General features: G+C 58.3%; 26 protein-coding genes. 7 read left to right on the forward strand and 19 right to left on the reverse strand.

What is annotated here, in order from left to right; genetic code table 11:
- Positions 1-251 precede the first annotated feature (251 nt).
- From fdhE to fdnG, 4 genes are read right to left on the reverse strand one after another with little or no spacing between them, the layout of a single operon-like run.
- On the reverse strand, positions 252-1181 hold the full coding sequence (gene fdhE / locus SOM48_RS21000; RefSeq protein WP_023479362.1) for a formate dehydrogenase accessory protein FdhE: 930 nt from the start codon (positions 1179-1181) through the stop codon (positions 252-254).
- Positions 1178-1816: a formate dehydrogenase cytochrome b556 subunit gene (gene fdoI / locus SOM48_RS21005; RefSeq protein ID WP_320512941.1), complete on the reverse strand. Its 639-nt coding sequence runs from the start codon at positions 1814-1816 to the stop codon at positions 1178-1180. Before fdoI ends, fdhE begins: the two co-directional genes overlap by 4 nt.
- The gene (gene fdxH / locus SOM48_RS21010; protein ID WP_023479333.1) at positions 1813-2715 is read right to left on the reverse strand and encodes a formate dehydrogenase subunit beta; all 903 of its coding nucleotides are present in this window, start codon (positions 2713-2715) and stop codon (positions 1813-1815) included. Before fdxH ends, fdoI begins: the two co-directional genes overlap by 4 nt.
- Before the next feature lie 12 nt (positions 2716-2727).
- A complete protein-coding gene (fdnG, locus tag SOM48_RS21015; protein ID WP_139966890.1) occupies positions 2728-5778 on the reverse strand; it encodes a formate dehydrogenase-N subunit alpha in 3051 nt (1016 codons plus the stop codon).
- A 153-nt stretch (positions 5779-5931) separates the two neighbouring features.
- Here fdnG and fdhD point away from each other — a divergent pair, with 153 nt between their 5' ends.
- Together fdhD and SOM48_RS21025 are read left to right on the forward strand one after the other, a co-directional pair.
- A complete protein-coding gene (gene fdhD, locus SOM48_RS21020) occupies positions 5932-6771 on the forward strand; it encodes a formate dehydrogenase accessory sulfurtransferase FdhD (protein ID WP_312203220.1) in 840 nt (279 codons plus the stop codon).
- A gap of 124 nt (positions 6772-6895) precedes the next feature.
- Entirely contained in the window at positions 6896-7105 is a 210-nt protein-coding gene (locus tag SOM48_RS21025) for a YdgH/BhsA/McbA-like domain containing protein (protein ID WP_042712305.1), read from the forward strand.
- A 46-nt stretch (positions 7106-7151) separates the two neighbouring features.
- Here the strand turns inward: SOM48_RS21025 and SOM48_RS21030 are convergent, their stop codons facing one another.
- Both SOM48_RS21030 and SOM48_RS21035 read right to left on the reverse strand, forming a co-directional pair.
- Positions 7152-7475: an AzlD domain-containing protein gene (locus tag SOM48_RS21030; protein WP_023479297.1), complete on the reverse strand. Its 324-nt coding sequence runs from the start codon at positions 7473-7475 to the stop codon at positions 7152-7154.
- On the reverse strand, positions 7475-8137 hold the full coding sequence (locus tag SOM48_RS21035) for an AzlC family ABC transporter permease (RefSeq protein ID WP_320512942.1): 663 nt from the start codon (positions 8135-8137) through the stop codon (positions 7475-7477). The genes SOM48_RS21030 and SOM48_RS21035 overlap by 1 nt, the downstream gene beginning before the upstream one ends.
- A gap of 101 nt (positions 8138-8238) precedes the next feature.
- On the opposite strand from SOM48_RS21035, the gene SOM48_RS21040 reads away from it, so the two are divergent.
- Complete coding sequence (locus SOM48_RS21040; RefSeq protein ID WP_023479331.1) at positions 8239-8787, forward strand: helix-turn-helix domain-containing protein; 549 nt, start codon at positions 8239-8241, stop codon at positions 8785-8787.
- A gap of 42 nt (positions 8788-8829) precedes the next feature.
- Here SOM48_RS21040 and rhaM read toward each other — a convergent pair whose 3' ends face one another.
- The 9 genes from rhaM to rhaB form a co-directional block, all read right to left on the reverse strand.
- Complete coding sequence (gene rhaM / locus SOM48_RS21045) at positions 8830-9144, reverse strand: L-rhamnose mutarotase (RefSeq protein ID WP_054804141.1); 315 nt, start codon at positions 9142-9144, stop codon at positions 8830-8832.
- Entirely contained in the window at positions 9141-10289 is a 1149-nt protein-coding gene (fucO, locus tag SOM48_RS21050; RefSeq protein WP_320512958.1) for a lactaldehyde reductase, read from the reverse strand. The genes rhaM and fucO overlap by 4 nt, the downstream gene beginning before the upstream one ends.
- 132 nt (positions 10290-10421) lie before the next feature.
- Positions 10422-11426, reverse strand: coding sequence for an ABC transporter permease (locus SOM48_RS21055; RefSeq protein WP_320512943.1), 1005 nt, complete (start codon positions 11424-11426; stop codon positions 10422-10424).
- Entirely contained in the window at positions 11423-12427 is a 1005-nt protein-coding gene (locus SOM48_RS21060; protein ID WP_094422599.1) for an ABC transporter permease, read from the reverse strand. Before SOM48_RS21060 ends, SOM48_RS21055 begins: the two co-directional genes overlap by 4 nt.
- Positions 12424-13935 (reverse strand): sugar ABC transporter ATP-binding protein, encoded by a 1512-nt coding sequence (locus SOM48_RS21065; RefSeq protein WP_320512944.1) that lies wholly within the window; start codon positions 13933-13935, stop codon positions 12424-12426. Before SOM48_RS21065 ends, SOM48_RS21060 begins: the two co-directional genes overlap by 4 nt.
- A gap of 46 nt (positions 13936-13981) precedes the next feature.
- The gene (gene rhaS, locus SOM48_RS21070) at positions 13982-14968 is read right to left on the reverse strand and encodes a rhamnose ABC transporter substrate-binding protein (RefSeq protein WP_023479368.1); all 987 of its coding nucleotides are present in this window, start codon (positions 14966-14968) and stop codon (positions 13982-13984) included.
- Between the two features lie 115 nt (positions 14969-15083).
- Positions 15084-15914 (reverse strand): rhamnulose-1-phosphate aldolase, encoded by an 831-nt coding sequence (gene rhaD, locus SOM48_RS21075; protein WP_023479304.1) that lies wholly within the window; start codon positions 15912-15914, stop codon positions 15084-15086.
- Between the two features lie 94 nt (positions 15915-16008).
- The gene (locus SOM48_RS21080) at positions 16009-17268 is read right to left on the reverse strand and encodes an L-rhamnose isomerase (protein ID WP_320512945.1); all 1260 of its coding nucleotides are present in this window, start codon (positions 17266-17268) and stop codon (positions 16009-16011) included.
- A complete protein-coding gene (rhaB, locus tag SOM48_RS21085) occupies positions 17265-18734 on the reverse strand; it encodes a rhamnulokinase (RefSeq protein ID WP_139966894.1) in 1470 nt (489 codons plus the stop codon). The genes SOM48_RS21080 and rhaB overlap by 4 nt, the downstream gene beginning before the upstream one ends.
- Before the next feature lie 301 nt (positions 18735-19035).
- On the opposite strand from rhaB, the gene rhaS (SOM48_RS21090) reads away from it, so the two are divergent.
- Together rhaS (SOM48_RS21090) and rhaR are read left to right on the forward strand one after the other, a co-directional pair.
- The gene (gene rhaS, locus SOM48_RS21090) at positions 19036-19872 is read left to right on the forward strand and encodes an HTH-type transcriptional activator RhaS (protein WP_139567504.1); all 837 of its coding nucleotides are present in this window, start codon (positions 19036-19038) and stop codon (positions 19870-19872) included.
- Positions 19873-19945: 73 nt separating this feature from the next.
- The gene (gene rhaR / locus SOM48_RS21095) at positions 19946-20794 is read left to right on the forward strand and encodes an HTH-type transcriptional activator RhaR (protein WP_320512946.1); all 849 of its coding nucleotides are present in this window, start codon (positions 19946-19948) and stop codon (positions 20792-20794) included.
- Here the strand turns inward: rhaR and rhaT are convergent, their stop codons facing one another.
- Positions 20795-21829 (reverse strand): L-rhamnose/proton symporter RhaT, encoded by a 1035-nt coding sequence (gene rhaT / locus SOM48_RS21100; protein WP_320512947.1) that lies wholly within the window; start codon positions 21827-21829, stop codon positions 20795-20797.
- Between the two features lie 288 nt (positions 21830-22117).
- Here rhaT and sodA point away from each other — a divergent pair, with 288 nt between their 5' ends.
- Positions 22118-22738, forward strand: a complete 621-nt coding sequence (sodA, locus tag SOM48_RS21105; protein WP_054804136.1) for a superoxide dismutase [Mn] — start codon at positions 22118-22120, stop codon at positions 22736-22738.
- A gap of 78 nt (positions 22739-22816) precedes the next feature.
- Here the strand turns inward: sodA and SOM48_RS21110 are convergent, their stop codons facing one another.
- Positions 22817-23719: a dihydrodipicolinate synthase family protein gene (locus SOM48_RS21110; protein ID WP_320512948.1), complete on the reverse strand. Its 903-nt coding sequence runs from the start codon at positions 23717-23719 to the stop codon at positions 22817-22819.
- A 162-nt stretch (positions 23720-23881) separates the two neighbouring features.
- Here SOM48_RS21110 and yiiM point away from each other — a divergent pair, with 162 nt between their 5' ends.
- Positions 23882-24553, forward strand: coding sequence for a 6-hydroxyaminopurine reductase (gene yiiM / locus SOM48_RS21115; RefSeq protein WP_320512949.1), 672 nt, complete (start codon positions 23882-23884; stop codon positions 24551-24553).
- A gap of 34 nt (positions 24554-24587) precedes the next feature.
- On the opposite strand, the gene cpxA is transcribed toward yiiM, so the two are convergent.
- Together cpxA and cpxR are read right to left on the reverse strand one after the other, a co-directional pair.
- Complete coding sequence (gene cpxA, locus SOM48_RS21120; protein WP_054804135.1) at positions 24588-25961, reverse strand: envelope stress sensor histidine kinase CpxA; 1374 nt, start codon at positions 25959-25961, stop codon at positions 24588-24590.
- A complete protein-coding gene (gene cpxR, locus SOM48_RS21125) occupies positions 25958-26656 on the reverse strand; it encodes an envelope stress response regulator transcription factor CpxR (RefSeq protein ID WP_034812606.1) in 699 nt (232 codons plus the stop codon). The genes cpxA and cpxR overlap by 4 nt, the downstream gene beginning before the upstream one ends.
- Positions 26657-26705 lie beyond the last annotated feature (49 nt).

The raw sequence follows: 26705 nt of genomic DNA on the forward strand, positions 1-26705 counted from the left end.
TTCCTTTGTCTGTATAAATACCCAGGTTTTATAGCCTGGTTTTTGCGAAATGGAAACGGGGTTTTTGGGCTGAAAATGAAAAGTGGAACCCAGCTCGAAAGAACGTTTTTTTCTTTCAGGAATGCATCAGAAGGGAGACTTAAGACTTATTAGAAGGGGGAAGCGCTAATAAACTTGAAAAAGGAGGGGAGTGAGTGTGTCACCCCATATCAGTAACAGGCCGGGCAAAAATTTACCGCGACCTGCTGATTTTACTCCCCTTCGCCGGGGAATAAGAACGGGTTGATGGAGCTACGGGCGAACCCCTCCTGCTCCATGCGGGCATCGAGGATCAGCGACGCAAGATCGTCGGCCACCGCTTCGACATTCTGGTCTTTTTCCTGATAAAGGATCTTCAGGTAAGTGCCGCAGTCGCCGCAGCTTTCCGCTTTGATTGCCGCCTGCTCGTTATCCAGCGACCAGTAGTGCAGATCGCGGGTTTGCTCGCAGTTGCTGCACTTGACGCGTACCACGTGCCACTCGGTTTCGCACAGGTTGCAGTGCAGGTAGCGCAGCCCCTGGCTGCTGCCGATGTGCACCGTACTGGAAACCGGCATCGATCCGCATACCGGGCAGAACTGGCGCTGCTCGCCATATTCCGCGCGGGCTTTCCCTGGGATCAGGCTGGCCATCTGCGCCCAGTAGAGCGACAGCGCGGCCCAGATAAAGGGCGCTTTATCGCTGCTGACGGAGGCGAAGTCGGCGGCAAAGAGCGCGCTGGCCATCGCTTCCAGCTCCTGCGCGGAGGCTTTTTCCAGGTTCTCGATCACCGCCAGCGCCGGGCCGCTCATCTCCGGTTTCAGTTCGGCGATCAGCGAATGCAGCAGCTTATGCCAGTGCGTATCGCGCGGCAGGACATGGATATCAAGCGGCGGCTTGCCCTGCGCGGCAGCTTCTTTAAGACGCGCCGTCAGATCGAGTTGTAACGGGTGGTCATACAGCACCACCTCCTGGGCATGGGCGATAAGCGCGGCAAAACGCAGATAATCACCCAGCGGATTACTCTCTGCCAGCGTGCGCAGACGTTCCGCACGGCGGTTATAGAGGTTTTTAAGTCTGGGGAATAACAACGGCGGAATTACTTCCGCCGTGCGTTTCTCGCTCTTCTCCAGCTCATCTTGCGGGATTATGCGAATACTCATTCAGTTGGTTTTTCCGTTGTCTTGCTGCGAACTTCCCGGTACCAGCGCGGGTGATGTTTCTTCGCCCAGGTGTTGGTAACCCAGCCTTCCACCATTGCGGTTATGGTGCCTTTAACCCACAAGGCGGCATAAATGTGCACCATGATAACCACAATTAACGCCACTGCTGCAAATGAATGCACCATCAGCGCTAAGCGGATCACCGGGATGGGAAACGCGGGTGCAAAGTAAGGGCGCCAGATAACCACGCCGCTTGCCAGTAGCAACACCAGGAAAATAATCGCCGCCCAGAACACACACTTCTGACCGAAATTATAGCGCCCGGTGTCACCCACTTCCTCATTGACGACGATCTTACGAATATTCTTCGCCCAAAAGATATCATCCCTATTGATGAGGTTATGGTGCCAATAGCGGAAAAACATGATTATAAACGAGGCAAACATCACCACGCCGACAAACGGATGAAGAATACGCGCCAGCTGCGGCGTGCCCAAAATGTTCATCAACCAGTTGAAGGAGGGGAAGAAAAACCCCAGCCCGCTCACCGACGCCAGCACGAAGCAGAAGGCGGTGATCCAGTGGTTGATGCGCTCAGGTGCCGAATAGCGCACGATGGTGTCACGTTTTCTCATTTGCGCACCTCGTCTTTCTCTTCATGCAGGTTGTCCTCTTCCTCTTCTGCGCGGTTCGGACCGACACCGACATAGTGGAAGATGCTGGCCGCGAAGGTGGCAGCAAAGCCGACCGCCGCAAGTGGTTTCCAGATCCCTTTCCAGAACTTCACGGTTGCGCTGATTTCCGGGTTCTCCGGCAGACCGTGGTACAGATTCGGGTTATTGGCATGGTGCAGCACATACATCACGTGCGTGCCGCCAACACCGGCCGGATCGTACAGACCTGCGTTATCGTAACCACGGGTTTTCAGCTCTGCCACGCGCTCGCCGGCGAGGTTTTTCATATCCTCTTTGGAGCCAAAGTGGATAGCGCCGGTCGGGCAGGTTTTCACGCAGGCCGGTTCCTGGCCCACCGTCACACGGTCAACGCACAGCGTACATTTGTAGACGCGGTTGTCTTCCGGGTTCAGGCGAGGCACATCGAACGGGCAGCCAGCGATGCAGTAACCACAGCCAATGCACTGCTCAGACTGGAAGTCGACAATGCCGTTAGCATACTGAATGATAGCCCCTTCTGACGGACATGCTTTCAGACAGCCGGGATCAGCACAGTGCATGCAGCCATCTTTACGAATCAGCCACTCCAGTTTGTCGTTCTGCTCCACTTCCGAGAAACGCATCACCGTCCATGATTTAGCGGTCAGATCCGCCGGGTTGTCATACACCCCGACGTTATGCCCCACCTCATCACGCAGGTCGTTCCATTCGGAACAGGCCACCTGACAGGCTTTACAGCCGATACAGGTGGTGACGTCGATAAGCTTCGCCACTTCCTGCTGGTGATCCCGCGCCTGAGGCGCGGGAGTGAAACCGTTAGTCGCGGAACGACGGATGATGTCTTGCGATTGATAAGCCATAAGTCGTCTCCGTTACACCTTTTCCACATTCACCAGGAACGCCTTGAACTCCGGCGTTTGGGTATTCGCATCACCGACAAACGGCGTCAGCGTGTTAGCGATAAAGCCTTTCTTCGCCACGCCTTCGTAACCCCAGTGAATCGGAATACCAATCGTGTCGATATCTTTGCCGTCCACTTTCAGGGTACGAATACGTTTGGTCACCACCGCTTTGGCTTTGATATAGCCACGGTTGGAGGAGACGCGCACAGTATCGCCCTGCGTAATGCCCAGCTTGCCCGCCAGTTTCTCGCCAATCTCCACAAACTGTTCCGGCTGCGCGATGGAGTTCAACAGCGCGTGTTTAGTCCAGTAGTGGAAGTGCTCGGTCAGGCGGTAAGTGGTCCCGACATACGGGAACTTATCGGCTTTACCCATCGCAGCGAGATCGTCTTTAAAGACGCGCGCGGCAGGATTCGAGACGACATTCGGGTGCAGCGGGTTGGTGCCCAGCGGCGTTTCAAACGGCTCGTAGTGTTCCGGGAACGGCCCTTCCATCATCTTATCGAGAGCGAAGAGGCGACCCATCCCTTCCGGCTGCATGATAAACGGCCCGACTTCACTGCCAGGTGCGGCGGTGCTGTAGTCCGGAATATCTGCACCCACCCACTTGCCGTTGGCATAGCTGAGCAGCTTGCGCTTCGGATCCCACGGGTTACCCTGCGGGTCAGCGGAGGCACGGTTATAGAGAATACGGCGGTTGAGTGGCCACGCCCATGCCCAGCCCAGCGTATTGCCAAGGCCCGACGGATCGGCGTTATCACGGCGCGCCATCTGGTTGCCGTCCGGCGTCCAGCTCCCGGCGAAAATCCAGCAGCCGCTTGAGGTGGTGCCGTCATCGCGCAGGTGCGCAAAGCTACCAAGCTGGTTGCCTTTCTTCGCCAGCACGTCGCCGCTTACCGGATCGATAATATCGACCAGCGCTTTGCCGTTGCTCTCCATCGCCACTTCTTCTGCTGACGGATTCTCCGGCGTCGAGTAGTTCCAGGTCATGTTCAGAACCTGTTCCGGATTCGCGCCACCCTCTGCGGCATACATCTTACGCAGACGTAAGAAGATACCGGCCAGGATCTCACCGTCGTTCAGCGCTTCGCCCGGGGCGTCTGCGCCTTTCCAGTGCCACTGCAACCAGCGGCCGGAGTTAACGATGGAGCCGTTCTCTTCAGCAAAGCAGGTCGACGGCAGGCGGAACACTTCGGTCTGGATGGTCGACGGATCGACATCGTTAGACTCGCCGTGGTTCTGCCAGAAGGTCGAGGTTTCCGTATTCAGCGGATCGATGGTCACCAGGAACTTCAGTTTCGACAGGGATGCCACCACCTTGTTCTTGTTCGGGAACGAGGCGACCGGGTTAAAGCCCTGGCAGAGATAGCCGTTGACCTTGCCCTGGCTCATCATTTCGAAATACTGCAGAACGTCGTAGCCTTTGTCCCACTTCGGCAGCCAGTCAAAGCCCCAGCTGTTCTCCGCCGTCGCTTTGTCGCCAAAGAAGGCTTTCATCATCGACACGAAGAATTTCGGGTAGTTGCTCCAGTAGTTAACCTGGCCTTCCAGCAGCGGTTTAGGCGTGTTGACGGTCAGGTAGGTCTGGAGATCCTTCTGCTTCTCGCTCGGCAGCGTCATGTAACCCGGCAGGCTCTGCGACAGCAGGCCAAGATCGGTCAGACCCTGAATATTGGAGTGGCCGCGCAGGGCGTTCACGCCGCCGCCTGCCATACCCATATTGCCGAGCAGCAGCTGGATCATCGCCATGGTACGGATGTTCTGCGCGCCGACGGAGTGCTGCGTCCAGCCCAGGGCATAGAGGAACGAGGCGGTTTTATCGTGCACGCTGGTTTCCGCGATGTACTCGCACACCTTCAGGAAGTCCGCTTTTGGCGTCCCGCAGATGTTTTCAACCACGTCTGGCGTATAGCGGGAAACGTGCTGTTTCAGCAGATTCCACACGCAGCGCGGGTGAGTCAGCGTTTTATCGCGCTTGGCGAAACCCTTCTCATCCAGCTCGTAGTTCCAGGTGGTTTTGTCGTACTTGCGTGTTTCCGCGTCATAGCCGGTGAACAGGCCATCTTCGAAGCCAAAATCTTCACGCACGATCAGGCTGGCGTTGGTATAGGCTTCGGTATATTCGCGGTTATATTTTTCGTTGTTCAGCAGGTACAGCAACACGCCTGACAGGAAAGCGATGTCAGTACCGGAACGAATCGGCGTATAAAAATCCGCAACAGAGGCGGTTCGCGTAAAGCGTGGATCGATAACAATCAGCTTCGCGCCATTGTGGATCTTGGCTTCCATCGCCCAGCGGAATCCCACCGGATGCGCTTCTGCCGCGTTCCCTCCCATCACCACGATGAGATTGGCGTTCTTCATATCAACCCAGTGGTTGGTCATCGCACCGCGACCAAATGTTGGAGCAAGACTTGCTACCGTTGGTCCGTGTCAGACACGCGCCTGGTTATCGACGGCTAACATGCCGAGGGCGCGGGTAAATTTCTGGGTTAAATAGCCGGTTTCGTTACTGGAAGCGGATGCGCACAGCATCCCGGTGCTCAGCCAGCGGTTCACGGTGGTGCCTTCGGCGTTCTGCGCAACATAGTTGGCGTCGCGGTCGGCTTTCATCAGTTTGGCGATGCGCTCAAAGGCATCTTCCCAGGTGATGCGTTGCCACTTATCGGAACCTGGAGCACGGTATTCCGGGTATTTCAGGCGGCTTTCAGAGTGGATGAAATCCACTAGACCTGCCCCTTTCGGGCAGAGCGCGCCGCGGTTTACCGGATGGTCCGGGTCCCCTTCGATATGGAAAATTGACGCTTTGGCGTTTTTTGCACCGTCGCCGAGGCTATACATCAATAGCCCGCAGCCCACGGAACAATATGTGCAAGTATTACGGGTTTCGCGGGTGCGCAACAGCTTATATTGCCGAGTCTCCGCGAGTGCAATGTTGGGGGCAAAGCCCAGTGCTGCAGCCGTTGTACCTGCCATACCGCCAGCGCAGATCTTAAAGAACTGCCTTCTGCTGACCTGCATGGGTTACTCCTGGTTGACATTACTCTTATCGTTTTTTTCTTTGCGGTGAATTTCACAAAGGTTCAGAATTGCTGCATATCCCTCTGCTTAAGAAGGATATGCGCGGAGAATACCACAATGTCGGTACGCTTGTTCGAGGGTAGTTAATACAAAGTGAACATTTTGCATACTAAAAAGCACAAAAATGCAACATCAGTCACAGGCGTACGCGAAGTCGTGCTCTGGAAGCGTGACAACCTGCAGCAGCCCCAGCCAGACATGCTGGCGGAAGAGGTGCCTGTTGCGCTGGTCTACAACGGTATTTCCCACGTGGTGATGATGGCATCGCCAAAAGATCTGGAGGAGTTCGCCATCGGCTTCTCCTTATCCGAAGGGATTATTGAAACCCCCGCCGACATTTACGGCATGGAGGTTGTGCCGTCCTGTAATGGGCTGGAAGTGCAGATTGACCTCTCCAGCCGCCGTTTTATGGGGCTGAAAGAGCGTCGCCGCGCGCTGGCCGGGCGCACCGGCTGTGGCGTCTGCGGCGTTGAGCAGCTCAATGATATCGGCAAGCCCATTGCGCCGCTGCCGTTCACCCAGACTTTTGATTTAGCGGCGCTGGATAACGCGCTCGCTCACTTAACTGATGTGCAGCCGATCGGGCAGCTGAGCGGCTGTACCCACGCCGCCGCATGGCTGCTGCCTTCCGGCGAGCTGGCGGGGGGGCATGAAGATGTGGGTCGCCATGTGGCGCTGGATAAGCTGCTTGGGCACCGGGCACGCGCCGGTGAAACGTGGGCCTCCGGCGCGGTGCTGGTCTCCAGCCGCGCCAGCTATGAGATGGTGCAAAAGTCGGCGATGTGCGGCGTCGAAATCCTCTTTGCCGTCTCGGCGGCGACTACGCTGGCGGTAGAAGTGGCAGAGCGTTGTAACCTGACGCTGGTCGGTTTTTGCAAGCCGGGCAGGGCGACAATTTATACCCATCCGCAGCGGCTGGTGGGTGTTAAATAATCGTCAAAAAAATTGAAAAAGATTAACAAATCCTTCCGCTTTTTGTTTTGAGGGTAGAGGTCTATCATTACTTTCATCGAGGCACGGCGCCTCACTTAAACAAAACAACGTAAGGGTTTATCTCATGAAAAGCATCAAAACTTTTGTCGCAGTTATCGCTCTCGCTTCCTCTTTCGGTACATTTGCTGCGCAAACCGTGACCGCAACTGACACCACCCTGAGCGGTGCTGAAGCGAAAATCGCGGCCCAGGCACAACAGGCTGGCGCCTCTTACCAGATCACCGAAGCGTATAACGGCAACCAGGTTCACATGACCGCTGAACTGACCAAATAAGTTAAGCACTATCGTCGAAAGAGCGCCTACGGGCGCTTTTTTCGTTTTAGTGCAGACCCGCCAGACGCAGCAGCGCTGTCACCACCGCCGCCGACAGGATTACCACAATCAGCGGCATCTTGCGCCAGGCAAGAAAGAGCGCAAACAGCACGCCGGAAACCCGCGCCATCCCGGCGAAGTGATCCCCTTCATAGAGCATTGCGGCCAGCGCCACAGCAAACAAAAGCGTGGTCGCTGCATCCGAAAGCAGCCCCTGTGCGCGTTCCGACAGCGCCAGACGCCCGCCCAGTTTTGCGCCGCCGAGCCGCATCAGATAGGTGCCTACCGAGAGAATGGCGATACCGCCAAGAGTCAGTGCAACGCTTGCCATTATCGCTTCCTCGTCAATAAACCAAGCAGTGAGAGCAGCACCGGTAACCCCACCGGCGAGAAGGGGACTGTCGCCAGCGAGAGCGCCGCGCCGCTGCAGGCGCGTATCAGCGTGGTGCGCTTTTTCAGCGCCGGCAGCACTAGCGCCAGTAAAATCGCCGGGAACACCGCGTCCAGACCAATGGTTTCCGGCGCGGGCAGAAACGTGCCGACCGATGCGCCGACCAGCACGCCAACCGGCCACAGCAGCGCCACGCCCAGCCCGCAGAGCCAGTAGGCGGCTTTGCGCTGTTCCGGGGTTGACTGTGAAAGCCCGAACACCACGCTCTCATCATTCATAATGTGGCAGCCCAATAACCCGGCGGCCCGTTTACCCACCAGTTCTCGCACCGTTACGCCGAAGGGAATATGGCGCGCATTGACTAGCAGCCCGGCGACCGCTGCCGCCAGCGGGCTACCGCCGCTTGCCACAATACCGATAAACATAAACTCCGAGGCGCCTGCCAACACCAGCGTTGAGAGCATCAGCGGTACCCAGAGCGGAAAGCCGTAGGCCATCGCCAGCGAACCATAGGAGACGCCGACAACGCCGACCGCCAGGCAGACCAGCCCAATCGCTCTAACCGTGTCGCGTGTAAGGGAAGAAAAGTGTTGTGTGAACATCGCTTTTTAGCCATATCGAACGTGTATCCATTATAATGAACATCCTGAGACCGTTTTTCAAGACGAACATAACGTTCGATTAAATGAACATTAAGGCCGGTATGACACAACCCATCGCTATTATCGCCAAAAGCCTGGCGCGTGAGCGGCAGCGGACCGGGCTCTCGCTGGCGGAGATCGCCCGCCGCGCCGGGATTGCGAAATCGACGCTCTCGCAGCTGGAAGCGGGCAACGGCAATCCGAGCCTCGAAACCCTGTGGGCACTCTGCGTGGCGCTGGATATTCCGTTTGCCCGCCTGCTGGAGCCGCAAAACCCACAAACGCAGGTGATTCGCCGCGGTGAAGGCACCAAAGTGGTTGCCGAGCAGGCGCACTACCAGGCGATATTGCTGGCAACCTGCCCGCCCGGCGCGCGGCGCGATATCTATCTGCTGCTGACGCAGCCCGGTGCGGATCGCATCTCCCATCCGCATCCCGCCGGTTCCGTTGAGCACATTATTGTGACGCAGGGACGGGCACTGGTCGGGCTGACCGAAGCGCCTGAAGAGTTAAACGAAGGGGATTACATCTGTTACCCGGCGGATCGCGAGCATATCTTTAAAGCGCTGGAGCCAGATACGCAGGCGATCCTCGTTGCCGAGCAGAATTGAGCCTTCATCCCCTGCGTGCATTGAGGGGATGAAGGGAGCGGCTTACGCCAGATAGAACACCTCTTCCAGCTCGGCGCTCACCGGGCTGTTATCGGCATTGGCAGGCATCACGTCGCGCATATGCTTCCACCAGCGCTGGCACACCTCGGTGCGGGCAACCGCCTCCCAGCGCGCTTCTGATTCAATCTCCACCGTGGCGAAGAGCAGGTTGCGCGCTTTATCAAGATAGATGGCGTAATGGTGCGCGCCCGCCTCTTTCAGCACCGCTTCCAACTCCGGCCAGATTGGGTTATGGCGACGCGCGTACTCCTCATGCGCATCGGGATTGACCTGCATAACAAACGCTTTACGGATCATAATGCCTCCAGATAGAGTTCGCGCACCTCATCGCGGCTGGCGCTGCGCGGGTTGCAGGGCGCACACGGATCGGCGAGCGCCTTATCCAGCCACCCTTCGATATCGGCTTCGCGCACGCCCAGCGCACTAAAGCCTGAGGGAATACCGACTTTGGCGCTCAGCGCGCGAATGGCAGCAATCGCCTGCTGGCTTGCCGCCTCCTCGCTCATCTCCCGGGTATCAACGCCCATCGCCTGCGCGATGCGGGCGAAGCGCGCTACCGCATGGGGGCGGTTAAAGTTTTCGATGATCGGCAGCAGGATGGCGTTGCAGACGCCGTGCGGTAAATTGTGGGTCGCGCCCGGCTGGTGGGCCAGCGCGTGCACCAGCCCGAGACCGGCGCTGTTAAAGGCCATCCCGGCCAGATACTGCCCGTAAGCCATCTGTTCGCGCGCCTCAAGGTTATCGCCCTCGGCAACGGCGGTCGGCAGCCACAGGTTGATGAGGCGAATCGCCTCCAGCGCGTTGGCATCCGTTAACGGATGCGCGCCCACGGAGACATAGGCTTCGACCGCATGGGTCAGGGCATCCATGCCGGTTGCGGCAGTGACCGCGGCGGGGATCGCCAGCATCACGCTGGCATCGTCGACGGCGATATCGGGGATCAGGTTGGCATCAATAATCACCTCCTTCACCTGGCGCTCGCTGTCGATAATCACTGCGTTGCTGGTCATCTCCGCCGCCGTGCCGGCGGTGGTGTTGATTGCCACCAGCGGCACCCCGGCGTGTTTCACTTTGCCAACGCCGGAGTAAGCGGTCGACGGCCCGGGGTTCGCGGTGAGGATTTTTATCGCTTTCGCGGTATCAATCGGGCTGCCGCCGCCGAAGGCGATCAGGTAGTCACAGCCTGCCTGCTGATAGGCGGCAAACCCCTCCTGCACCAGCGCTTCGGTCGGGTTGGGGAAGACGCCATCAAACAGCTGATAGGGCATCTCGTGCGCCTTTAGCGCGGTAAACAAGCTGTCGAGCAGACCGAGTTTCACCAGTTGCCCGTCGGTGACAATCAGTGCCTTACCCCACTGTTTGTCCGCCACCAGTTTCACCATATCGCCAATTGCGCCCGCGCCGTGCAGGCTGATTTTCGGCAGTGCCAACATAAAGCTCATCATGTTTCTCCTTGATTTGGTTGAATCCTGACCGGCGGCAATGCTCCCTGTCGCCGGATAAAATTTTTCCCGCTGGCGCTGTGACGTAGGCCGGATAAGGCGTAAGCCGCCATCCGGCAAGCCATGCCTGCATTACAGCCGCCTGCGCTGCAACAGGCGTCGGGTGAGGATCGGCAGTGAAATCACCACGATCAGCATCGCGCCGACAATAATCGACATCACGATCCCCGGCACGTTGAGCAGGCTCAGGCCAAAGGTCACCAGCCCCATCAAAAAGGCGGCGATAATCACGCCGACCATGCTGCCGGAGCCGCCGAGAATATTGACGCCGCCGAGCACCGCCATCGTCACCACGGAGAGCTCCCAGCCCAGCGCGATGGTCGGGCGCGTGCTGCCGAGGCGCGAAGTGAGCAGCACCGACGCCAGCCCCGCCATTAACCCCACCAGCGCAAAGAGGATCAGGTTGTGGCGTTTGACATTGATCCCGGCATACCACGCGGCGGTCGGGTTATTGCCGATGGCGTAAGTGCGGCGGCCAAAGTTGGTTTTATGCAGCAGAAAGGCAAACAGCAGCCCGAGCACAATAAAGAGCGCAAACTCAAACGACAGCGCGCCCCAGACGTAGCCCTGGCCGAGCCACGCGAAGCTCTCCGGCCAGCTGTTGAGCGCCTGGTCGCCCAGCAGGATGTAGGAGATGCCACGGTATAAGCTCATGGTGCCGATGGTGATAACAATCGACGAGAGGTTAAATCGGGTCACCAGAAAGCCGTTGAACAACCCGCACAGCAAGCCGACGCCCAATCCCACGCAGACCAGCAGCGGCGTGTCGACGCCCGCCTGTGCGCAAAAGCCCATTGCCGTTGAGCTGAGCGCGATGGTGGCGGCGACCGAGAGATCGATCTCTCTGGCGATAATCAACATCGCCATTGGCAACACGATGATCGCCTTCTCGGTGAAGTTGAAGGTGGCATCTGACAGGTTCCAGATATTAAGGAAGTAGGGCGAGGCGAGGGCGTTCACCACAAACACCGCCAGCGTCACCGCCAGTAAAAACCCCTCCCAGCAGAGCAGACGGCGCAAGAGTGGCGTCGGCGCAGCCGGGCTTTTTACCGCTTCAGAAGTGAGGATTTTGCTCATGATTTCACCGCCTGTTTCTGCCGGGCCAGCGCCGCATCGCGCAGGATCAACCGCCCTTTGCGCTTATTGCCGCGCTCGTTGAGCAGCACCGCAATCACGATCACCGTGCCGGAAATCGCCATTTGCCAGAAGGGCGAGACGCCAATCACCGGCAGGGCATTGTTGATAACGCCGAGGAACAGCGCGCCAAACAGACAGCCGAGCACGCGCCCGCTGCCGCCCATGGTGCTGATGCCGCCAATCACGCAGGCGGCTACCACCTGTAACTCAAAGCCGTTGGCGACATCGACATAGGCGACGGCGAAGCGCGAGATCCACAAATAGCCGCAGAACCCGGCCAGCGCGCCGGAGAGGCAGAAGCTGACAAACTGCATCTTGCCGGCGTTGATGCCGGTGTAGTAGGCCGCCGTGGCGTTGCCGCCTGCGGTGTAGAGCGCCCGTCCGCTGCGGCTGTAACGCAGGAAGTAGCCGACCAGCAGCAGCGCGGCGATGGCGCACCAGCTCAGCACCGGTAGCCCCAACAGCCCGCTGCGCGGCACGGCAAGGAAATCTGCGCTCATCTGGTTAGCATTCACCCAGCCGCCGCCGGAGAGGAGAAAGATAATGCCGCGGTAGATGCTCATGGTGCCGAGCGTCACCACAATCGCCGGAATACCCAGTTTCCACACCAGCAGGCCGTTGATGATCCCCATCACCAGCCCGAGCGCAGTTGCCAGCAGCAGCAACGCCCACACCGGTACATCCGGGTGATGGAAGTTAATCAGCGCGACAATCATGCCGGTGAGCGCCAGGTTCGCCGCCATCGACAGATCGATCCCTTTGGTCAGCAGCACCATCATCTGCCCGAGGGCGAGAATGATCAGGATGGCAGTATCGTTGAACATCTCTACCAGGTTGCCGGGGCTGATAAAGGCGGGTACGCGGCTGCCGATTGCCAGCATCAGCAGCACAATCACCCCGCCGAGCAGCGCTTCACGATGTTTAAGCAGTGCGTTCATCATGCGGCCTCCTGCCCGGCACCGCTGGCGGCGCTGACAATGGTTTCTGCCGACGCTTCTCCGGCCCGGTAGTGCGCGACCATCAACCCTTCATGCATGACGATCACCCGATCCGCCATGCCCATCACTTCCGGCAGTTCGGAGGAGACCATAATCACCGCCAGCCCCTGCACCACCAGTTCGGACATAAACTGGTGCACCGCCGCTTTCGAACCGATATCGATCCCTTTAGTTGGTTCATCGAGAATAATTACCTGCGGCTGGGTGGCGAGCCACTTACCGATCACCACCTTCTGCTGATTGCCGCCGGAGAGCGTCTCAACCGCCTGCTTCCAGCTAAAGGCTTTAACCTGCAAGCGGCGGGCGTACTCCTCCGCCAGCGCCCACTCTTTGGCGTCGTTCAGCACCCCGTTGGCGTTGAGCGTGCTTAGCTGCGGCAGGCTGATGTTCTGGGCAATCGACAGGGCGGTGATCGCCCCCTGCTGCTGGCGCTCTTCCGGCACGCAGACAATCCCGGCCTGAATCGCATCCGCCGGCTGCCGGAACTGCACCGCTTTTCCGTTAAGGATAATGTCGCCAGAAGCGGGACGCGTTACGCCGCAGAGTGCCTGCATCAGCTCGGTGCGCCCGGCACCCACCAGGCCATAAAAGCCGAGGATCTCCCCTTTGCGCAGGCTGAAGTTGATATGGGCAAACTCAGTGGCATGGCAGAGATCGTTTACCTCCAGTACCACCTCGCCCGGCTCGCAGGCGATTTTCGGCCAGCTCTGGCTGATGGCGCGCCCAACCATCAGCGTCACCATCCGCGCTTCGGTAATCTCCTTGATAGCACCAGATTCGATAAAGACGCCGTCGCGCAAAATGGTGTAGTGATCCGCCAGTTCGAAGATTTCATCGAACTTGTGCGAGATAAAGAGGATCGCTTTCCCCTCCTGCTTCAGGCGCTCAACGATGTGGTAGAACTCCAGGATCTCGTGCTGCGAGAGGGCGGCGGTCGGCTCGTCGAGGATCACCACCTGCGCATCGAAGGCGAGCGCGCGGGCAATCGCCACCATATGCCGCTGGGCAATGCTGAGGGTTTTAAGCGTCGCGCGCGGATCGATCTGCACCTCCAGCCGGGCGAGGAGTGCCCGTGCCTGCTGATGCATGGCGGGCCAGTCGAGCTTTTTCAGCAGTCCTTTATAGAGGTAGTGGCCAACAAAAATGTTTTCGGTGACCGACAGCTCGTCGAACAGCACCGTCTCCTGGTGAATGGCGGTAATGCCCACTCTGTGCGCCGCATCGGGTGTCGGCAGGGAAATGGGGATCGCTTTATAGAGGATCTCGCCCTCATCGGGCTGATAAATGCCGGTCATCACTTTGACCAGCGTCGATTTGCCTGCGCCGTTCTCGCCAATCAGGGCGGTTACGTGGCCAGGCCAGAGATCAAGCTGTACGTTCTCAAGTGCGCGCACGCCGGGAAAGCGCTTGCTGATGCCCTTAAGCGACAGCAGTGGGGTGGATGCCGTCATGATAACTCTCCGGTTTTTACCCCCTCCCGTCAGAGAGGGGAAAGGGTCAGAACATCTTCGAGAACTTATCAATATTGCTGGCATCGTAGACGAAGGGTTGCGCCATCGCGCCATTGCCGTCGGCATCCAGCGTCACTTTCCCTAAGCGGCCCATGCTGGCTTCCGTTTTCGTCGCCGTCCCTTTCACCAGATCGTTTGCTAAATAGGTAGCAGCATAGCCGAGATCGATCGGGTTCCAGATGGCAAAACTTTTACTCGCGCCGGATTTGATGGCACCCGCCATTTCAGAGGGCAAGCCGAGACCGGTAACGTAGACTTTGCCGATTTTGCCCTGATCCTTCACCGCCTGCGCGGCGGCGACAATGCCGACGGAGGAGGGGGAAACAATTACTTTCAGATCCGGATAAGACTTCAGCAGGCCGACCGCTTCGCGGTAGCTTTTATCGGAGAGGTCGTCGCCATAGGCGACGGTGACCAGATTGACGGAGGGGTACTTCGGCAGCACCTTTTTCATCTCCGCAATCCAGATATTCTGGTTGGTGGAGGTTGGCGTGGCGCTCAGAATAGCAACGTCGCCCTTCTCAACATTCAGCGCTTTCAGCGCATCGGCAGCAAGCTTGACGTTGGTTTCGCCAATCAGCGCGTTGTTGGAAGGGTTAAGGTGGATCTGCCGCCCGGCTTTTGCCACGCCGGAGTCCCAGGACACCACTTTGATACCGCGCTGCATCGCCTTTTTCAGCACCGGCACTACCGCGTCCGGATCGTTGGCGGAGATGGCGATCGCATCTACCCCCTGGGCGATCAAGCCGTTCAGCACTTCGATCTGCGCTTCCGCGGTGGTGGTGGTCGGCCCGGTGTAGATCACTTTAACGTCGCCTAACTCTTTCGCTGCCTCCTGCGCGCCGGTGTTGGCGGCTTCAAAAAAACCATTCCCTAACGATTTCGCCACCAGGGCGATTTTCACTTCGGCGATGGCGGAACCGGATAACGCCATCATGACAACGGTGAGGATCAAGCTTGCTTTTGTTTTCATTGCTCGTACTCCACGGATGACACTCCCGTCTGCTTTCGTGTTGCCGAAATCACTGGGAGTGGTTTTTTGCAGGTGAACAGAGTTCGCCCCGTTTGCGTGAGCGGGGCGCATTTTTTTAGTGGTACAGATCTAACGCCGATTGCAGCGGGTTGACGCCGAAGCGTTTGCCCAGTGCGATCAGTTCTTCACGGGTGATGGTCTGTTTCATACCGCCCATCGAATAGACTTTGACTAACACCTCGGCGGATTTTTCCGCGGTGTCGATCAGGCCAAAAGCTTCATCCAGCGTCGGGCCGCTGCCGAAAACGCCGTGGAACGGCCACAGCACCAGCGAATGTTTCTGCATGTCGTTGGCGGTGGCGCGGCCGATTTCATCGGTGCCCGGCACCATCCACGGCAGAATGCCGACACCGTCCGGGAAGACCACCAGGCACTCGGTGCTCCCTTCCCACAGTTTGCGGGTAATCAGATCCGAGCTGTTTTCCAGCACGTAGGTCAGGGCGATAAGGTTGGTGGCGTGGCAGTGCATGATCACCCGATCTTTGCCGCCGGTCGCCTGGATGCGCTCGCAGTGGGACAAGAAGTGCGCCGGCAGTTCGGAGGTGGGCACCGCTTCGTTAGTCAGCCCCCACAGGATGTGGTAACCGGCGCCGTCGCTGTCGACTTTGACCACGCCGAGGTTAGCCGTTGGATCGAGCTGCACGTTGCGGAAAAATTTGCCGGAGCCAGTAACGATAAAGGGCGTGTTGGCGAGCAGCGGCATCGGCTGGCTGAGGGGAATGTAGCGCGGCTGCGGGTGGAAATCTGCTTCATAGGGCGCAATATCCGCATCGTCGAGACGCAGGGTCAGGTTGCCGCCGTTGCGCTCGTCCCAGCCTTTTAGCCAGGCGTCGGTCGTCGCTTTAATCATTCCCTGGACGAACCAGGCGTTAATAATGGTCTGCATGTATGGAGTTCCTGTTGGTTCTGTTGCCGGATGGCGCTGCGCTTATCCGGCCTACGTGAATCGGTTTCTCTGTAATCCGCCATCCGGCACAGCGTTACTGGCGCTGGCGTAATACCGCTTGCTCATACGCCCGCACGCTCTCAAGCCACTGGCTACCGGCGGGGGTGTCGTGGCGCTGGCAATAGATCTCCCATACCGCCTGCCACGGCAGGGATTTCTGTTCTTCGAGCAGCGCAAGGCGCGCGGTGTAATCGCCGTCGGCTTCCAGCTGGCGCAGCTGTTCAACCGGCTCCAGCAGGGCGCGCAGCAGCGCTTTTTTCATATTGCGGGTACCAATCACCCACGCGGCGATACGGTTGATAGAGGCGTCAAAGAAGTCGAGGCCGATATGCACGCGGTCGAACAGCTGGTGGCGAATGATCTCGCTGGCAATGGCCTGGGTTTCATCATCCAGCAGCACCACGTGATCGCTGTCCCAGCGCACCGGGCGGCTGACATGCAGCAGCAGGCGCGGCACATAGAGCATGGCGGCGGAGATTTTGTCGGAGATCACCTCCGTCGGGTGGAAGTGGCCCGCATCCAGGCAGAGCGCGGTCTGGCGGCTGGTGGCGTACCCCATATAGAACTCATTCGAGCCGACGGTGTAGCTCTCGGCACCGATGCCGAACAACTTACTCTCCACGGCATCGATATGGTGCGCCGGGTTCAGTTTCTCGCTCATCGCCTCATCCAGCGCCGCCAGCAGACGCTGGCGCGGGGCCAGGCGATCGACGGTGACATCCTTCATGCCATCCGGCACCCAGATATTCATCACCGACGGCGTGCCGAGCTGCTCGCCGAAGGAGGCAGAGACGCGGCGGCTGGCTTTAACATGATCAATCCAGAACTGGCGCACCTCCTCATTGGCGTGGGAGAGGGTAAAACCATCCGCGCTGAGCGGGTGCGAAAAGCAGGAGGGGTTAAAATCGAGCCCCAGCTTGTTGGCTTTTGCCCACGCAACCCAGTTTTTAAAGTGCTCCGGTTTGATCTCGTTACGCGCCACGGGCGCATCGGCTTCGTGATAAATCGCGTGCAGATTAAGGCGTTTAGGGCCGGGGATCAGGCTCAGCGCCTGCTCAAGATCGGCGCGTAATTCGGCGGCGTTGCGCGCTTTACCCGGGTAGTTACCGGTGGCCTGAATGCCGCCGGTGAGGCTGCCTTCCGGGTTTTCGAACCCGGCCACATCGTCGCCCTGCCAGCAGTGCATCGAGACTGGCAGGCGATCGAGCTGACGCAGCGCCTCCTCGGCGTCGATGCCGACCGCGGCAAAACGCTCTCTGGCAATCTCCCAGGCCTGTTCAAGTTGAGTGGTCATGCGCAAAGCTCCTTTGTCTGTCGTTTTTGCTGAAAACGCGCGACATAGCGGGCGATTTCATTATCAGAATCGGGGGTAAAGGTGAGCAGGGGGTGGTTAGCCGCCACCACCTGACGGAACTCATCGACGTTGGTCAGCTCATCGAGCGTCATCAGCTGTACTCCAATATTGCCGAGCGTTGAGGCTTCAACCGGCCCGGCGACCACCGGCAAACCGCAGGCGTCGGCGCAAAGCTGGTTTAACAACTGGTTCTGGCAGCCGCCGCCAACAATGTGCAGGCGGGTAAAGGGCTTGCCGCGCAGGGTTGCCAGCTCGCTCAGCACATCGGCATAGAGCAGGGCGAGGCTGTCGAAGATGCAGCGCGCCAGCTCGGCGGCGCTCTGCGGCACCGGTTGATCCGCGTCGCGGCAGGCGGCCTGGATCTCGGCACTCATGTTCGCCGGGTTGATAAAGCGCTCATCGTTGGGGTTAATGATGAAGCGGCAGACCGCGATCTGCTCAGTGAGGGCGATAAGCGCAGGCAGGTCGCTGATGTTCTGCTCTTTCAGCACCCGCTGTAGCAGCCACAGACCCATGATGTTTTTCAGCACCCGGTAGCGCCCCTCGGCACCGCCTTCATTGGTGATATTGGCGGCGAGCGCGGCGTCGCTGGTGTAGGGCGTTTTGCTCTCAAAGCCCATCAATGACCAGGTGCCGGAAGAGAGGTATGCCGCATCGTTATCGGCCAGCGGCGAGGCGATCACTGCGCTGGCGGTATCGTGGCTGGCAACGGCGACCACCGGAATGGCGTTGCCCTGCGGGCAGATCCAGTCGCCAATCACATTCCCCGGATGGGTCGGTGTGCCAAACCAGCTCGCGGGCACCCCGGCCCAGTCGAGCAGCGTCGTGTCCCAGTTGTCGGTGTTGATATTGACCAGCTGCGTGGTGGTGGCGTTGGTGTACTCCCAGTTGCGCTGCCCGGTCAGGCGGAAGCTGAAGTAGTCCGGGATCAGCAGGGCGTGCTCCACCTGCGCTACGGTGTGCGGCTGCTGTTCCGCCAGCGCGCGCAGCTGATAGAGAGTGTTGAAGGGGAGAAACTGGATGCCGCTGCGGCGATAGATATCGGCTTTGCCCGGCTGCTGGAAAGCGCGCTGCATAATGCCGTCGGTGCGGCTGTCGCGGTAGGCGATTGGCAGACCGACGCGTTCACCCGCGCGGTTAATCAGCACATAATCGACGCCCCAGGTATCAATGCCGATGCTGTCAGGCTGCACGCCGGATTCGCACACCTTTTGCAGCCCGCTGCGGATCTCGGCTTCCAGGCGGTCGATATCCCAGCAGTCGAATCCATCAACTCTCTGTAAGCAGTTAACAAAGCGGTGAATTTCCTGAAGCGTCAGCGCCCGGCTCTGGCGATCGTAACGCGCCAGCATTACCCGTCCGCTGGAGGCACCTAAATCAACCGCGACGCAGTGGCGAAAAGTCATGATGAGGTCCTTCATAGAGTCATTGCGGACAGTCTAAAAAAGGGGGCGTGGGGTCTACCTTCTTGCTACTGACAGCGGCGAAGAGGCGCTGGCAAGAAAGCAAAGATGAACGTGAGAGAGTTCACATATTCCAGTGATGACGGGGTCTTACGCCATTGTGACTCTCGCCACATTTCCCGATCTTTCCGGGCGTTTCTTGAAAAACGGGCAGCTTATGCGCGAAATGGCGTCGAAAATTAAAGGTGAGGTTGGCTGCCCTTAATTACTATTTTGAGACTGTTTCTCATTTGCTGGGGCGATCATGACCATACTGCATAGCGTCGATTTCTTTCCGCCAGGTAAATCACCGGTTGCCATTGAGCCGCGGCTGCCGCAGGCGGCTTTCCCTGAGCATCATCATGATTTTCATGAAATTGTAATTGTTGAGCATGGCTCCGGCATTCATGTTTTTAACGGTCAGCCTTACACCATCAGCGGCGGCACGGTCTGCTTTGTGCGCGATCATGACCGCCATCTCTATGAACACACCGATAATCTCTGCCTGACCAACGTGCTCTACCGCTCGCCGGACGCTTTCCAGTTCCTTGCCGGGTTAAACCAGCTGTTACCGCAGGAGCAGGAGGGGCACTACCCGTCGCACTGGCGGGTGAGCCAGCAGACGCTGGGGCAGGTGCGCGGCATTATCAGCCAGATGGAGGCGCAGGGCGCGGAACTGGAAACCCACGATATTGCTAACCGCGAGATGCTCTTTATGCAGCTGCTGGTGCTGCTGCGCCGTAGCAGCCAGCAGGCGGAGATGGGCAACAGCGACGCACGGCTTAACCAACTGCTGCTGTGGCTGGAGGATCACTTCGCCGAAGATGTCTGCTGGGCGTCGCTTGCCGAGCGATTCACGCTCTCCTTGCGCACGCTGCATCGCCAGCTTAAACAGACCACCGGCATGACGCCGCAGCGCTACCTGAACCGCCTGCGGCTGATCAAAGCCCGCCATATGTTGCGCCACAGCGATGAGAGCGTAACAGATATCGCTTTTCGCTGCGGGTTTGGCGACAGTAACCACTTTTCGACCCTGTTTCGCCGCGAGTTTAGCTGGTCTCCGCGCGAGATCCGCCAGGGGCGCGATACGCTGCTTCAGTAACGAGAAGAGAATCACCGATTTTTGGCTGCGCTTTGGCTAATAATGTCAGGTTAGTGCACGCAGAGGTGATGATGTGACAGGCCAGCTTATTCTTCGTCGGGACGACTTTTTTCCGCGCGCCGGTCAGGCGGTGGCGGTGGCGGATCGCTACCCGCAACATGTGTTTGCCGAACACACCCACCAGTTTAATGAGCTGGTGATGGTGTGGCGCGGCAATGGCCTGCATGTGCTCAACAACCGCCCGTACCGCATTACGCGCGGCGATCTCTTTTATATCCGCGCCGAGGATTGCCACTCTTACGCCTCGGTTAACGATCTGGTGTTGCAGAACATCATCTACTGCCCGGAGCGGCTGACGCTCAATCTGGACTGGGCGGCGCTGATCCCAGGCTTTAGCGGCGGGGCGTGGAGCCCGCACTGGCGCATCGGCAGCAGCGGCATGACGCAGGCCCGCCAGGTGATTGCCCAACTGGAGCATGAGAGCAATAAGAGCGATCCGCTGGCGAATGGGATGGCAGAAATGCTCTTCGCCCAACTGGTGATGATCTTAAAACGCCACCGCTTCGCCGCCGATAACCTTGCCGCTACCCACAGCGAAGCGCTGCTGGATAAGCTGATCACCGCCCTTTCCGGCAGCCTGAATCGCAGCTTTGTGCTTGAGCAGTTTTGCGAGCAGGAGCAGTGCAGCGAGCGTGCCCTGCGCCAGCAGTTTCGCTCCCAGACCGGCATGACCATCAACCACTATCTGCGCCAGTTGCGCATCTGCCACGCGCAGTATCTGCTCCAGCACTCTGAGCAGATGATTGGTGAAATCGCCATGCAGTGCGGGTTTGAGGACAGTAACTACTTTTCGGTGGTCTTTAGCCGCGAAGTGGGGATGACGCCAGGACAGTGGCGTCATCGCAGTCGCGCCGCTGCCTGATTAGCTCGCCATACCGAGGCCGACGATATTGGCCGCGATAATGATCACCACGCAGCCGAGGCTCAGCACGCTGACCGGCTGGCGTCCGGCATTTTTCCACTCCTTCAGCACCAGCCCGACAATGCCGCCGCACAGCACGTAGAAACTCATGTGCAGCATCCAGCTGATGTAGTCATACTTCGCCGGAATACGGGCGTGGCCCCAGGCATAGAAGAAGAATTGCAGATACCACATCAGCCCGCCAAGCGCGGAGAGCAGGATGTTGCTGATAATCAACGGCGTTGCCAGCGAGAAGTCCGCTTTGACCGACAAATTCTTCACTTTTGCCAGCCGGATAATGCAGAAGCCAAGGTTGACCAGCGCGCCGCCGCCCATGATCACCACATAGCTTGGCAGTGCGGTATAGAGCGGATCGATGCCCAGCGCGGCGGCGGCGTCGTGCATCGGTTTGGCGGCATTCATCGCAAAGGACATCCCCGCTGAGAAGATGCCGCACATGACGGCCAGCGCCAGCCCTTTCTTCAGATTGAACTCTTCGGCTTTGATGCCCATTTTGCGCTCTTTCAACTGCCCGGCGCGCGTCACAATGCCGACGCCAATCAGGGCGACCAGCACGCCAAGCAGCGTCATCCGGCCCCCTTCGGTATGGATCAGCACGCCGAAAGTGCCGTTGAGCACCGGCGTCATCAGGGTGCCAACAATCAGCGTGATGCCGATGGCGATACCAATGCCCATCGACATGCCGAGATAGCGCATCGTTAAACCGTAGTTGATATTGCCGACGCCCCACATTGCGCCGAAGAGAAACACCGGCAGCAGGGTGGAGGCATTGAACGAGCTGAAATAGGCCCAGAAATCGGGCAGTAACAGCGCGCTGATGCTCCAGGGAAGGATAATCCAGGAGACGAGGCCGCCTATCGACCACATCGTCTCCCATGACCACTGTTTGACCTTTTTGAACGGGGCATAGAAACAGGCAGCACTGGCCGCGCCTATCAAATGCCACAAAATACCCATCGTAATCGCGTTACTCATTGTGCACTCCTTTTGTTTTTATGGCCGGGACAGAGGTCGCCGACTCGCAGAGTGTAAAAATCAGTAAACGATTTAACCTTGAGACGATTGCCGCGCTGCGCCTGGCGCTGGCAATCAGGGCATGATGGGGGTGAGCAGCTTCACAATTTCAAGAACATAACTAAAATTTATAACCTTATAAAAACTACGGCATTGATAAACATTTTCAATATCACGTAATTAACTATAATGATCCGACTGCTTACGCGGCATTAACAATCCGCCGCCAGACTAAAAATGGAGATGAAAATGAGCTATACACTGCCCGCTCTGCCGTATGCGTATGATGCCCTTGAGCCTCATTTCGACAAGCAGACGATGGAAATCCATCACACTAAACATCACCAGACCTACGTAAACAACGCTAACGCCGCGCTGGAAAACCTGCCGGAGTTCTCAAGCCTGCCGGTTGAAGAGCTGATCACCAAACTGGACCAGCTGCCGACCGACAAGAAAACCGTACTGCGCAACAACGCGGGCGGCCACGCTAACCACAGCCTGTTCTGGAAAGGCCTGAAAGTCGGCACTACCCTGCAGGGCGATCTGAAAGCGGCTATCGAGCGCGATTTCGGTTCCGTGGACAACTTCAAAGCTGAATTTGAAAAAGCAGCTGCAACCCGCTTCGGTTCCGGCTGGGCATGGCTGGTGCTGAAAGGCGACAAACTGGCTGTAGTCTCTACCGCAAACCAGGACTCCCCGCTGATGGGTGAAGCGATCTCTGGCGCATCCGGCTTCCCGATCATCGGTCTGGATGTGTGGGAACACGCTTACTACCTGAAATTCCAGAACCGCCGCCCGGACTACATCAAAGAGTTCTGGAACGTGGTGAACTGGGACGAAGCAGCAGCGCGTTTCGCCGCTAAAAAATAAGTTCGCATACTCCCCCACGCTTGCGTGAGGTCAACCCCCGTCCGGCTTCGCCGTCGGGGGTTTTTTATTGCCTGCGGTTTACCTTCGCGAGGTGATACTAAACACCTGATCGACGATGGCGCACTGCGCGTCGCTGAGTGTGCCGCCGACGTTGCGCGAGACGGGCGTCGAGTAGCCAAATTTACGTGACACCACGGTTTTGATGGTGGTGACGAAATCATCCCCGATGGCGTAGATCGCCATAAACTTGCCGATCTCCTGCTGCGCTTTACTCAACCCGTCGAGATCGCCGGTGCGCCAGGCTTCTCTCGCCTGCACAAACAGCTCTGGCATAACGTTATTCAACCCGGAGATCACCCCTGCGCCGCCTGCCAGTAAGTTCGGGATGTAGTACTCGTCGTAGCCGCTCAGCACCGCGAAATCGCCGCGTACCGCCTGGGTGGCGAGGATCATGTTCCGTGTGTGTGACTGGCAATCGACCGTATCTTTGATGCCGGCGAAATCAGGAAACTCGGCGGCCAGGGTGGCGACCAGTTCCGGCGTTAAATCGCAGCCGGTGCGCGCCGGGAAGTTGTAGGCGAACCACTTGCCTTCAACCGCCTGCCCGATGGCGCGGAAATAGTGCAATAACTGTCCGATGGTCTGCCCGTAGTAATAGGGTGGCAGCACCATTACTGCGTCATACCCGACGCGCCTTGCTTCCTGCGCCATGCGCACCACATCGGAAAAGCAGGGGGAGGAGACATTTGCTACCAGCGTGCCCGGCGTCATCTCCCGCGCTTCGCGGATAAGCATTAAGCGCTCCTCCAGCGAGAACGAGGCAAACTCCCCGATGCTGCCCATCAGCAGCACGACATCGACTTTTGCCGCGTTCAGGCGGGCAATGTGTTGCGCTAAGCCTGCCAGATCGATATTCCCTTCACGATCCATCGGCGTGATGGAAGGGCACCAGACGCCGGAAAATGGAACTGTAGTGGCCACGTCGCTCTCTCCTCGTTTAATGAAATTGCGTTTCAAAACTCAAGGTAAGTGATAACACGGCATGGCGTCAGACACGCGCATGAATGTCTCATTTTCGCCGCTTCGGGTGAGAAAAAAGTGTGCTCTAATAACGCGACCAACAACGGAATTCCGGGAGGGAAGATGCGCCATCAGGTTAACGTTTTCAGGGGCAAGATAAGGGATTATGAGGGCAGCCGACCGAGCGCCATCGCCAAATTGCAGGTTCAGGGGGAGTTGACCCTGACCGAACTGGGCCTTGCCGGCGATGAGCAGGCAGAGAAAAGCTACCACGGCGGGGCCGATCGCGCGTTGTGCCACTATCCGCGTGAACACTACACGCATTGGGCGCAAACCTTCCCGCAACAGGCCGCGCTTTTCTGCGCACCCGCCTTCGGCGAAAACCTCTCTACCGTCGGGCTGACGGAACAAAATGTCTTTATCGGCGATATCTTTCGCTGGGGCGAGGCGCTGATTCAGGTGACGCAGCCACGCTCGCCCTGCTTTAAGCTCAACTACCACTTCGGTATTGAGGATATGGCCACGCAGATGCAGGCGAGCGGCCGCGTGGGCTGGCTCTACCGGGTGATTGCCGCAGGCAAAGTCGCCGCTGACGCGCCTTTAGAGCTGGTATCAAGGGTAAGCGATGTCAGCGTTCATGAGGCCGCGGCGATCGCCTGGTATCAACCGTTTGATGATGAGCAGTATCAGCGCCTGCTGGCGGCGGCGGGGTTATCGGCAAGCTGGACGCGCACGATGCAGAAGCGGCGCCTGAGCGGCAAGGTTGAGGATAACGCCCGGCGGCTGCGCGGATAAAAAAACGCCCCCTCCGGCAGGAGAGGGCGCATTATCAGGCGCGTTTATAGAGCGGCAGCCAGAGGGTTAGGCGTAAACCGCCTAACGGGCTGTCGTCCGCTTTCACCCAGCCGCGATGCTGCTGAATTGCCGTTTCGACAATCGCCAGACCAAGGCCAGTGCCGCCCGATTCGCGGTCGCGCGCTTCGTCGGTGCGGTAGAAGGGACGGAAAATCTGCTCGCGATCTTCTGCGCTGACGCCAGGGCCGTCGTCATCAACGTTGATGGTGATGCCCTCTTTATCCACCGCAAAACTCACTTCGATTTTAGTGTGGGAGTAGCGCAGCGCGTTGCGGACAATATTCTCCAGCGCACTCTCCAGCGCGTTGGGGTTGCCATACAGCGGCCACGGCCCGGGCGGGAAGGTGACCGTCAGGGATTTGCCCATCTGCTCGGCTTCGAACGCGGCGTTATCCAGCACCTCATGCCACAGCTGATTGGCTTTGACCGTTTCGCTGACCAGCGCGTTTTTCTGCTGGTTGCGCGACATCACCAGCAGATCGTTGATCATGCTGTCCAGCCGCTGCGCCTCGGTTTCAATGCGCTCCAGCTCTTTGCTCTCTCCGCTACGACGACGCAATAGCGCGGTGCCAAGTTGCAGGCGCGTCAGCGGCGTGCGCAGCTCGTGAGAGATGTCCGACAGCAGACGCTGCTGCGCGGTCATCATGCGCTCCAGCGCGCTCACCATCTGGTTAAAACTGGCCCCGGCGGCGAGAAACTCCTGCGGCCCGGCTTCCAGCTCCGGATGCTGACGCAGGTTGCCTTGCGCCACCTCATCCGCCGCGTTTTTCAACTTACGCGCCGGTTTTGCCAGGCTCCACGCCAGCCACAGCAGCAGCGGTGAACTGATCAGCATGGTAACGATCAGCAGCAGCAGCGGACGGTCGAACAGCAGGTTGATAAAGTCAGATTGCGAATTGCTGGCAGGGCGAATCAGGTAGAGCTGGTAGTTATCTTCCCCGTCGCGAATGGAGAAGGGGCCCACCATTTCGACGCGGCCATATTTTTTCTTCTGCGGATGATCGGAGTTATCGGCCTGGCCGATAAAGTTGCGGATGATCTGCATTTCGCTGCGCTCCGCGCCGATCACGCGTCCTTCGCTGGTGACCAGCAGCAGACGTTGACCGGGCGGCGCCCATTTGTCGATGGCGCGAAATAGCCTTCGCCACCACATCAGATCGTTCGGTGGGTCGTTAGCCAGCTCCGCTTCCACATGCTGTTCAATCATCAGACCCTGGCGCTGCTCGCTGTCGAGCAGCTCCGTCATCTGGCGGGAGTCCAGCTTTGGCACCATCAATACCAGCATCAACACCAGCGCCAGGGTTAACCAGAAGATGGCGAAGATGCGGGCGGTCAAACTTCCTATCATGAAGCGGAGACCATCAGATAACCGCGACCGCGCAGGGTTTTAAACCACGGATGCCCATCTTTACGCTCCGGCAGTTTGCGGCGCAGGTTGGAGATATGCATGTCGATGGCGCGATCGAACGGCGTCAGACGTTTACCCAGCACTTCCTGGCTCAGGTGTTCACGCGACACCACCTGGCCTAAATGCTGAGCCAGCAGGTAGAGCAGGGTAAATTCGGTGCCGGTAAGCTCCAGCGACTGACCGTCAAAGCTCGCTTCCTGGCGGCCAGGATTGAGGCTGAGCGCGTCCACTTCCAGCGTCGGCGAACCGCTGTCGCTGTTCTGCTGCTGTTCGCTCCAGTGGGAGCGGCGCAAAATCGCGCGAATACGCGCCACGAGTTCACGATCGTTAAAGGGTTTCGGAAGATAGTCATCCGCGCCCAGCTCAAGGCCGAGAACGCGATCCAGCTCGCTGCCGCGGGCTGTAAGCATGATTACCGGTGTCTGGTGTGTCTGGCGAAGCTCTTTAAGGGTATCAATGCCGTTTTTCTTCGGCATCATCACGTCGAGCAAAAGCAAATCGATGCTGTCATCAAGGAGGTCGAGCGCCTGTTCACCGTCATGGGCAACGAGCACGTTAAAACCTTCCATGTCGAGAAGTTCCTTTAACAAGGAAGTCAGCTCTCGGTCATCATCTACTAAAAGGATTTTATTCATTGTTTAAATACCTCCGAGGCAGAAATTACGTCATCAAGCGTCGCTAATC

Source organism: Kosakonia sp. CFBP8986 (assembly GCF_034044935.1).
Taxonomy (GTDB): Bacteria; Pseudomonadota; Gammaproteobacteria; order Enterobacterales; family Enterobacteriaceae; genus Kosakonia; species Kosakonia cowanii.

What these genes read in the sequence shown, in the direction of transcription:
- fdhE (WP_023479362.1), bottom strand. Translation starts at nt 1,181, where the DNA reads ATGAGTATTCGCATAATCCCGCAAGATGAGCTGGAGAAGAGCGAGAAA.
- fdoI (WP_320512941.1), bottom strand. Translation starts at nt 1,816, where the DNA reads ATGAGAAAACGTGACACCATCGTGCGCTATTCGGCACCTGAGCGCATC.
- fdxH (WP_023479333.1), bottom strand. Translation starts at nt 2,715, where the DNA reads ATGGCTTATCAATCGCAAGACATCATCCGTCGTTCCGCGACTAACGGT.
- SOM48_RS21025 (WP_042712305.1), top strand. Translation starts at nt 6,896, where the DNA reads ATGAAAAGCATCAAAACTTTTGTCGCAGTTATCGCTCTCGCTTCCTCT.
- SOM48_RS21030 (WP_023479297.1), bottom strand. Translation starts at nt 7,475, where the DNA reads ATGGCAAGCGTTGCACTGACTCTTGGCGGTATCGCCATTCTCTCGGTA.
- SOM48_RS21035 (WP_320512942.1), bottom strand. Translation starts at nt 8,137, where the DNA reads ATGTTCACACAACACTTTTCTTCCCTTACACGCGACACGGTTAGAGCG.
- SOM48_RS21040 (WP_023479331.1), top strand. Translation starts at nt 8,239, where the DNA reads ATGACACAACCCATCGCTATTATCGCCAAAAGCCTGGCGCGTGAGCGG.
- rhaM (WP_054804141.1), bottom strand. Translation starts at nt 9,144, where the DNA reads ATGATCCGTAAAGCGTTTGTTATGCAGGTCAATCCCGATGCGCATGAG.
- fucO (WP_320512958.1), bottom strand. Translation starts at nt 10,289, where the DNA reads ATGAGCTTTATGTTGGCACTGCCGAAAATCAGCCTGCACGGCGCGGGC.
- SOM48_RS21055 (WP_320512943.1), bottom strand. Translation starts at nt 11,426, where the DNA reads ATGAGCAAAATCCTCACTTCTGAAGCGGTAAAAAGCCCGGCTGCGCCG.
- SOM48_RS21060 (WP_094422599.1), bottom strand. Translation starts at nt 12,427, where the DNA reads ATGATGAACGCACTGCTTAAACATCGTGAAGCGCTGCTCGGCGGGGTG.
- SOM48_RS21065 (WP_320512944.1), bottom strand. Translation starts at nt 13,935, where the DNA reads ATGACGGCATCCACCCCACTGCTGTCGCTTAAGGGCATCAGCAAGCGC.
- rhaS (WP_023479368.1), bottom strand. Translation starts at nt 14,968, where the DNA reads ATGAAAACAAAAGCAAGCTTGATCCTCACCGTTGTCATGATGGCGTTA.
- rhaD (WP_023479304.1), bottom strand. Translation starts at nt 15,914, where the DNA reads ATGCAGACCATTATTAACGCCTGGTTCGTCCAGGGAATGATTAAAGCG.
- SOM48_RS21080 (WP_320512945.1), bottom strand. Translation starts at nt 17,268, where the DNA reads ATGACCACTCAACTTGAACAGGCCTGGGAGATTGCCAGAGAGCGTTTT.
- rhaB (WP_139966894.1), bottom strand. Translation starts at nt 18,734, where the DNA reads ATGACTTTTCGCCACTGCGTCGCGGTTGATTTAGGTGCCTCCAGCGGA.
- rhaS (WP_139567504.1), top strand. Translation starts at nt 19,036, where the DNA reads ATGACCATACTGCATAGCGTCGATTTCTTTCCGCCAGGTAAATCACCG.
- rhaT (WP_320512947.1), bottom strand. Translation starts at nt 21,829, where the DNA reads ATGAGTAACGCGATTACGATGGGTATTTTGTGGCATTTGATAGGCGCG.
- sodA (WP_054804136.1), top strand. Translation starts at nt 22,118, where the DNA reads ATGAGCTATACACTGCCCGCTCTGCCGTATGCGTATGATGCCCTTGAG.
- yiiM (WP_320512949.1), top strand. Translation starts at nt 23,882, where the DNA reads ATGCGCCATCAGGTTAACGTTTTCAGGGGCAAGATAAGGGATTATGAG.
- cpxA (WP_054804135.1), bottom strand. Translation starts at nt 25,961, where the DNA reads ATGATAGGAAGTTTGACCGCCCGCATCTTCGCCATCTTCTGGTTAACC.
- cpxR (WP_034812606.1), bottom strand. Translation starts at nt 26,656, where the DNA reads ATGAATAAAATCCTTTTAGTAGATGATGACCGAGAGCTGACTTCCTTG.